This is a genomic window from Agrobacterium sp. D14, assembly GCF_001526505.1.
GTDB lineage: Bacteria > Pseudomonadota > Alphaproteobacteria > Rhizobiales > Rhizobiaceae > Agrobacterium > Agrobacterium leguminum.
The window spans coordinates 26,437-33,776 of sequence record NZ_ASXX01000028.1; the positions used below are offsets into that span (position 1 = coordinate 26,437).

Below are 7,340 nucleotides of genomic sequence, written 5' to 3' on the forward strand. Positions count from 1 at the left end.
CGGCTTTGCCGTTTCCGGCTATTTCGGGAACACGGTTTCCCATATCGCGGCGATGGACCATGCGGATGATGCATCCGCAAGGAGCTTCGTCGCCATGGCCAGGCAGGAAAGCACCAGCAGCGGGCGGATGATCTTCGCGCCGTTCTTCATGGCGAAGCGGGAGCCGATCTGTGCGCCGATGAACTGGCCGACGCCCATGGCGAGGCCGAGTTTCCATAAAACCGCACCACCTATCGCAAACACAACGAAACCGCCGAAGTTCGAGCCGAGGTTCAGAAGCTTGGTATGGGCGGTTGCCTTCAACATGCCGAAACCGGCAAGCGCCACGAAGGCGAGCATGTAGAAGGAACCCGCGCCGGGGCCGAAAACACCGTCGTAGAAGCCCACCAGCGGCGCGACGGTGAAGCCGAACACGAAGGGTGTGATGCGGCGATGGCTGTCGATATCGCTAAGCTGCGGCTTGAAGGCGAAATAGATTGCAATCGCGATCAGCAGGAACGGCATGATGGTGCGCAGCAGGTCGGACGGCACGAAGGCGGCGGTGACCGCACCGAGCCCGCCGCCAAGCATGGCCATGACGGCCATGGGCAATTGTTCCCTCAGATTGACATGGCCGCGCCGGGCATAAGCGATGGTGGCGGAGGCAGAGCCGAACTGCGATTGCAGCTTGTTGGTGCCGAGCGTATCGAGCGGTGCAATGCCCATGATCAGCATCGCCGGAATGGTGATGAGACCGCCGCCGCCGGCAATGGAATCGATAAAGCCGGCAAAGATGGCGACGCAGAAAAGGACGATAAATACGTTGAGGGCGATGTCTTGCACTGGGGATATCCGGGCAGGCGGCGGGAGAGGGCTTCTTCTTTCACTGAAAAGACCGCCACGCAATATTTTTCTGCATGATATGCCGCCTGCGGGGGGATTGCGGTGTTGCCGCTTATCGTTATGTTTCCGTGGCGCGTCGCCGGCAGAAGCGGATGGCGCTTGAAGACATATGGATGAGGGCATTATGCATAAAGTGATATTCGATACGGATCCCGGTGTAGACGACGCCATGGCGCTTCTGTTCCTGCACCGTCACCCCGATATCGATCTGATCGGCGTCACCACGGTTTTCGGCAACGCCCCCATCGATATCACCACCCGTAATGCGCTCTTCCTCAAGCGGGAATGGCAGATGACCGCACCGGTTGCGAGAGGCGCCGGCGTGACCTTCGATCCCGCCCGCAAGGAAGGCCATTGGCCGACCTTTATCCACGGCGAAAACGGCCTCGGCGATATCGATATCCCTGAAACCATCGATCTGCCGCTCGATCCGCGCCCGGCGCATCGCTTCATCATCGAGACGGTGAAGGCCAACCCCGGCGAAGTGACGCTGATCGCCGTCGGCCGCATGACCAATCTGGCGCTGGCGCTTCGCGAGGAGCCGGATTTTGCGGCGCTGGTGAAGGAGGTGATCGTCATGGGCGGCGCCTTCGATATGAACGGCAATGTCTCGCCGGCGGCCGAGGCCAATATTCACGGCGATCCGGAAGCGGCCGATCTCGTCTTCACCGCACCCTGGCGCGTTGTCGTCGTCGGTCTGGACGTGACGACGAAAACCGTGATGACCAGCGCCTTCATGGCGGAGATGGCAGAGGCCGGCGGCAAGCCCGTGCAGCTGCTTTCCGACCTGTCGCAGTTCTATATCGATTTCTACAAGACCCGCACCGGCGACGGCATGGTGGTGCATGACAGCTGCGCCTGCGTTTATCTCGTCGCGCCGGAACTGTTTACCACCCGCAGCGGCCCGGTGCGTGTGGTCTGCGGCGGTCTTGCCGACGGCCAGACGATCCAGAAGCCGGATGGCCGCGCCTTTCCGCCGGGCGACTGGGACGGGCATCCGAGCCAGCTCATCTGCACGGATATCGAGCCGGAGCGCGTGCTTTCGGTCATCCGCGCGGCAATTGTGAAGGGTGAGCGCGGCTGAAGGGCAGGAATGGCCGTTCTTGAGCATGGCTTGCCTTGCATTTTCCAAGAATCTGGCGTTATGCAAGTTCCCTGATCATAGTGCGCGATCCGCCTTGCCGGCGGGGCTGAGAAGGCCGTGCCGGAAGGACGGGCGGATCACCGCTATGCGGCGTGGGCCGAGAAAAGCCTTGTAGGTTTTCCCGTGCTTTGCGCTACAATGAATAACGCCTGCCGGGTCGGTTCGTGTCGGCGGCGTTTAACAACAAAAAACGAACCTTCGTTATGGGCCGGCAGAACCGGTCCATTCCCATGAGGAAAGAGATGGAAGAGTTTCACAAGGTCCGGCGTCTGCCGCAATACGTCTTCGAACAGGTCAACCGTTTGAAAGCGAGCGCGCGAGCGGCCGGGGCCGATATCATCGATCTCGGCATGGGCAATCCCGACCTTCCGACCCCGAAGGCCATCGTCGACAAGCTTTGCGAGGTCGTTCAGGACCCGCGCACCCATCGTTATTCCTCGTCCAAGGGCATTCCCGGCCTTCGCCGCGCGCAGGCAGCCTATTATGCCCGCCGTTTCGGCGTGAAGCTGAACCCCGATACGCAGGTCGTCGCCACGCTCGGCTCCAAGGAAGGCTTCGCCAATATGGCGCAGGCCATCACTGCGCCGGGTGACGTGATCCTGTGTCCGAACCCCACCTATCCGATCCATGCCTTCGGTTTCCTGATGGCGGGCGGCGTTATCCGTTCGATGAATGTCGAGCCGGATGACAGCTTCTTCGGACCGCTGGAGCGCGCCGTGCGCCACTCCATTCCGAAGCCGCTGGCGCTGATCGTCAACTACCCGTCGAACCCGACGGCGCATGTCGCTTCGCTCGATTTCTACAGGGACGTCATCGCCTTTGCGAAGAAGCACGAGATCATCGTGCTTTCCGACCTTGCCTATTCGGAAATCTATTTCGACGAAAACAATCCGCCGCCTTCGGTTCTCGAAGTTCCGGGCGCAATCGACGTTGCGGTGGAGTTCACCTCCATGTCGAAGACCTTCTCCATGCCCGGCTGGCGCATGGGCTTTGCCGTCGGCAACGAGCGGCTGATCGCGGCGCTGACGCGTGTGAAGTCCTATCTCGATTACGGCGCCTTCACGCCGATCCAGGTCGCGGCGACCCATGCGCTGAACGGTGACGGTTCCGATATCGCCGAAGTGCGTAATGTCTATCGCCGCCGCCGCGATGTGATGGTCGACACCTTCGGCAAGGCCGGTTTCGAAGTTCCGCCGCCGGCGGCGACGATGTTCGCCTGGGCGAAGATCCCGGAAAAATTCCGCCATCTCGGCAGCCTGGAATTCTCCAAGCTTCTGGTCGAGAAGGCAGATATCGCCGTTGCTCCCGGCATCGGCTTTGGCGAGATGGGCGACGATTACGTCCGTCTCGCGCTCGTGGAAAACGAGCATCGAATTCGTCAGGCAGCGCGCAATCTGAAGCGTTTCCTGTCGAGCGCAGACGAAACGATGCATAACGTCGTTTCGCTCAACGCCCACAGATAAGGGCAACCCAAGGCGGCCGGGTCCCGGCCGCCACCATCAACAGCAATCAGGAACATACCCATGGCAGATTCATTGAGAATCGGCATAGCGGGGCTCGGCACTGTCGGCGCTTCGCTCGTGCGCATCCTCCAGCAGAGAAGCAACGAACTTGCGATTACCTGCGGACGCGCGATTGAGATTATTGCGGTGAGCGCGCGCGACCGTTCGCGCGACCGCGGCATCGATCTCACGGGTATTACCTGGTTCGACACGCCGGAGCAGTTGGCGAGCGAAGCCGAGATCGACGTTTTCGTCGAACTGGTCGGCGGTGCTTCCGGCCAGGCGGAAAATGCAGTGCGTGCCGCACTTGCACGCGGTCTCCATGTGGTGACAGCCAACAAGGCGCTGCTGGCCAAGCACGGCGTCGAACTGGCGACCATTGCCGAAGACAAGGGCGCGCTTCTCAATTTCGAAGCGGCGGTGGCCGGCGGTATCCCCGTCATCAAGGCGCTGCGTGAATCCTTGACCGGTAACCATGTGTCGCGCATCTACGGCATCATGAACGGCACCTGCAACTACATCCTGACCAAGATGGAGAAGGAAGGGCTGTCCTTCGAGGCCTGTCTGAAGGAAGCGCAGCGGCTGGGTTACGCCGAAGCCGATCCGGCCTTCGATATCGAGGGCAACGATACGGCCCACAAGCTCGCCATCCTGACGACGCTTGCCTTCGGCAACAAGATTTCGGCCGATGACATCTATCTGGAAGGCATCACCAATATCTCCAGCGAGGACATTCAGGCGGCCGCCGAACTCGGTTATCGCATCAAGCTTCTCGGCGTGGCGCAGGTGACCGAATCCGGCATCGAGCAGCGCGTGCATCCGACCATGGTGCCGCTCGATTCCGTTATCGCCCAGGTGGATGGCGTCACCAATGCGGTGGCGATCGAATCCGATATTCTCGGCGAATTGCTGATGGTTGGCCCGGGTGCGGGCGGCAACGCCACGGCGTCCGCCGTACTGGGCGACATTGCCGATATCGCCAAGAGCCGTCCGGGCGCCCAGCAGGTGCCGGTTCTCGGCCGTCCGGCGAAATCGCTGACGGAATACCGCCGCGCCAAGATGAAGAGCCACGAGGGCGGTTATTTCATTCGCCTGACGGTGAAGGATCAGGCCGGCGTCTTCGCCTCCATCGCCACCCGCATGGCGGATAACAACATCTCGCTGGAATCCATCGTGCAGCGTCAGCGCGTGCATGTGGAAGGCGCGCCGCAGACCATCATCCTCGTTACCCACGCGACGATGGAAGATGCGATCCGCAAGGCCGTGAAAGCGATCAAGAACGAGAAATATCTCGTCAGCGAGCCGCAGGTCATCCGCATCGAGCGCACCTGAGACGCTTCGTCATCTTGATGTTATCGAGGGCCGCGCTTCCGGATGGAGGCGCGGTTTTTCGTTCTATGGCTGCCTGCATCATGCCGGTAGTCTCGCGCCCATAAAATTTGGGGGGACGGCGTCGGAAGCGCTGGAAAACAAGGCGATTCGGCACTATGGTTAATCCTGTTCACCAAGCGAGGGAGGCGTGGCCGTGACATCGATCATCCTGTTCAAGGACAATAAGCGCGCAGGCGTTGCGGCCGCCCATCACCGGGCGCGGCCTCACAATGCCAATGACAATATTCGCAGCATGGAATTCGATATGGGGGAGCATGAGCGCAACTGGTGTTCGCTTGCCGTGTTCTCGCTGCTGCTGCTTGTTGGCGCCGTCTCGATCGTCAGCCCGTTTTTCTCGATTTTTTCGGTGTGAATCCTCATAAGCGCGTTTTTGCTTGAAAAACGCGCCATCGCCATTTAGCCCGTTTTAAAGCGCGATTGGGCGCATGACAGGATGAATGGACAGGATGGCAATGATGGAGCCGGCCGATACCGTGGCCCGCGCGTTTCTAAGCGTGGAGCGGTCGGCGACAGAACAGCGCTGGGTGTCGCGGCTGGATCAGGCCGGGCAGAACCGCGCGCTGGCCATGTCCCAGATCCACGCCATCCCCGAATTGATCGCACGGGTGCTTGCCGGGCGCGGTGTGGGTGTGGATGACGCCCTGGCGTTCCTCGATCCGACCATTCGTTCCCTGATGCCCGATCCGCATGTGCTGACCGATTGCGAAAAGGCCGCCGAGCGGTTGGTGCGGGCCATCGAGACAGGCGAGAAGGTGGCGATCTTTGGCGACTACGACGTCGACGGCGCTGCTTCCTCCGCCTTGATGTACCGGTTTCTCGCGCATTTCGGTCTGACACCGGAAATCTATATTCCCGACCGCATTTTCGAGGGCTATGGGCCGAACCCGGCGGCGATGCAGCAGCTTGCCGCCAATGGTGCGACGCTGATCGTGACGGTCGATTGCGGCTCCACCAGCCATGAATCGCTGAAGGCTGCCAAAGATGCGGGAACGGATGTCGTGGTGATAGACCACCATCAGGTCGGCACGGAGCTGCCGCCGGCCGTGGCGCTGGTCAATCCCAACCGCGAAGACGATCTGTCTGGGCAGGGGCATCTCTGCGCCGCCGGCGTCGTGTTCCTCGTGCTGGTGGCCACCCTGCGGCTGTTGAAAGAGAAGCGGCACAGGCAGGCCTTCACGCTCGATCTGCTGTCGCTTCTCGATATCGTCGCGCTTGCCACCGTGTGCGATGTGGTGCCGCTGAAGGGGCTCAACCGCGCCTATGTGGTGAAGGGGCTGATTGCCGCGCGCCATATGAACAATGCCGGGCTTGCTGCCTTGTTCAAGAAGGCGGGGCTGGGCGGGCCCGTGACGCCCTATCATTTCGGTTTCCTGATCGGGCCGCGCATCAATGCCGGCGGCCGCTCGGCGACGCTGCGCTCGGCAGCCGTCTCCTGACCATCGACGATGCTTCGCAGGCCGAAGTCATTGCCGAGAGGCTGGATGAGCTGAACCGCGAGCGGCAGGCTATGGAAGCGGCCATGTTGGCGGAAGCCGAAGCGGAGGCGCTGTTCGAATATGGCGACGGCTCGGGTGCGGGCGTCATCGTGACTGCGCGTGAAAACTGGCATCCCGGCATTGTCGGTCTGCTTGCCTCGCGTCTGAAGGATCGCTTCCGCCGTCCCGCCTTCGCCATTGCCTTCGATCCCTCCGGCAAGGGCACCGGTTCCGGCCGTTCGATCAACGGCTTCGATATGGGGCGCATGGTGCGCGCCGCCGTGGAGGCCGGCTTGCTGGTCAAGGGCGGTGGGCATGCCATGGCGGCCGGCCTGACGGTGGAGCGCGCCAATCTCGGCAAGCTCAGGACTTTCTTCGAGGAAGTGGCGGCAAAGACCGTGAACGAGCTGGTGGAAAGCAGCGTGCTGAAGATCGACGGCGCTATCGGCGCGTCGGGCGCGACATTGCAGCTTGTTGACCAGCTGGAGCAGGCCGGTCCATATGGCTCCGGTCATTCGCAGCCCATCTTTGCCGTGCCGGCGCATCGTCTGCGCGATGTGCGGCTTGTGGGTACAGCTCACGTCAAGATCACGCTGGAAGCCATGGACGGCTCGCGGCTGGACGGCATTGCGTTCCGCGCCGCAGAAGCGCCTCTGGGGCAGATGCTGCTGAATGCGCGTGGCCGGAATATTCACGTCGCCGGCACCGTGGGCGCCGATCTCTGGCAGGGCCAGAGGCGCGTTCAACTGCGCGTTCTGGACGCGGCTTTCGCGCCCTGACTTTGCGCACTGACAGGGCCTTCCAGCTATCTTGGAATTTCACCGGACACCGGCCCAGGCGAGTGGATGAGGCACAACGAGACTTCTTTACGCGATGCGTGAAGATTTTTGTGCAGGCAGCTGATTTTAAAGGAGAAGCAAGTGGCACGCCCTAGGGGAGTCGAAC

5 protein-coding genes and 1 pseudogene are annotated in these 7,340 nt (G+C 61.5%); 5 read left to right on the plus strand and 1 reads right to left on the minus strand.

Annotated features, from left to right (window positions below):
• Positions 1 to 18: 18 nt before the first annotated feature.
• On the minus strand, positions 19 to 822 hold the full coding sequence (locus tag L901_RS16435; RefSeq protein ID WP_031233909.1) for a TSUP family transporter: 804 nt from the start codon (positions 820 to 822) through the stop codon (positions 19 to 21).
• 184 nt (positions 823 to 1,006) lie between these two features.
• On the opposite strand from L901_RS16435, the gene L901_RS16440 reads away from it, so the two are divergent.
• From L901_RS16440 to recJ, 5 genes and pseudogenes are all read left to right on the plus strand, one after another.
• Positions 1,007 to 1,966 (plus strand): nucleoside hydrolase, encoded by a 960-nt coding sequence (locus L901_RS16440; protein ID WP_059758720.1) that lies wholly within the window; start codon positions 1,007 to 1,009, stop codon positions 1,964 to 1,966.
• A gap of 302 nt (positions 1,967 to 2,268) precedes the next feature.
• Complete coding sequence (locus tag L901_RS16445; protein ID WP_059758717.1) at positions 2,269 to 3,489, plus strand: LL-diaminopimelate aminotransferase; 1,221 nt, start codon at positions 2,269 to 2,271, stop codon at positions 3,487 to 3,489.
• Positions 3,490 to 3,549: 60 nt separating this feature from the next.
• Positions 3,550 to 4,860: a homoserine dehydrogenase gene (locus tag L901_RS16450; protein ID WP_035260791.1), complete on the plus strand. Its 1,311-nt coding sequence runs from the start codon at positions 3,550 to 3,552 to the stop codon at positions 4,858 to 4,860.
• A gap of 187 nt (positions 4,861 to 5,047) precedes the next feature.
• Positions 5,048 to 5,272 (plus strand): hypothetical protein, encoded by a 225-nt coding sequence (locus tag L901_RS27460; protein ID WP_003524853.1) that lies wholly within the window; start codon positions 5,048 to 5,050, stop codon positions 5,270 to 5,272.
• Positions 5,273 to 5,372: 100 nt separating this feature from the next.
• Positions 5,373 to 7,174: pseudogene (gene recJ, locus L901_RS16460) on the plus strand (single-stranded-DNA-specific exonuclease RecJ).
• The last annotated feature ends 166 nt before the right edge of the window (positions 7,175 to 7,340 follow it).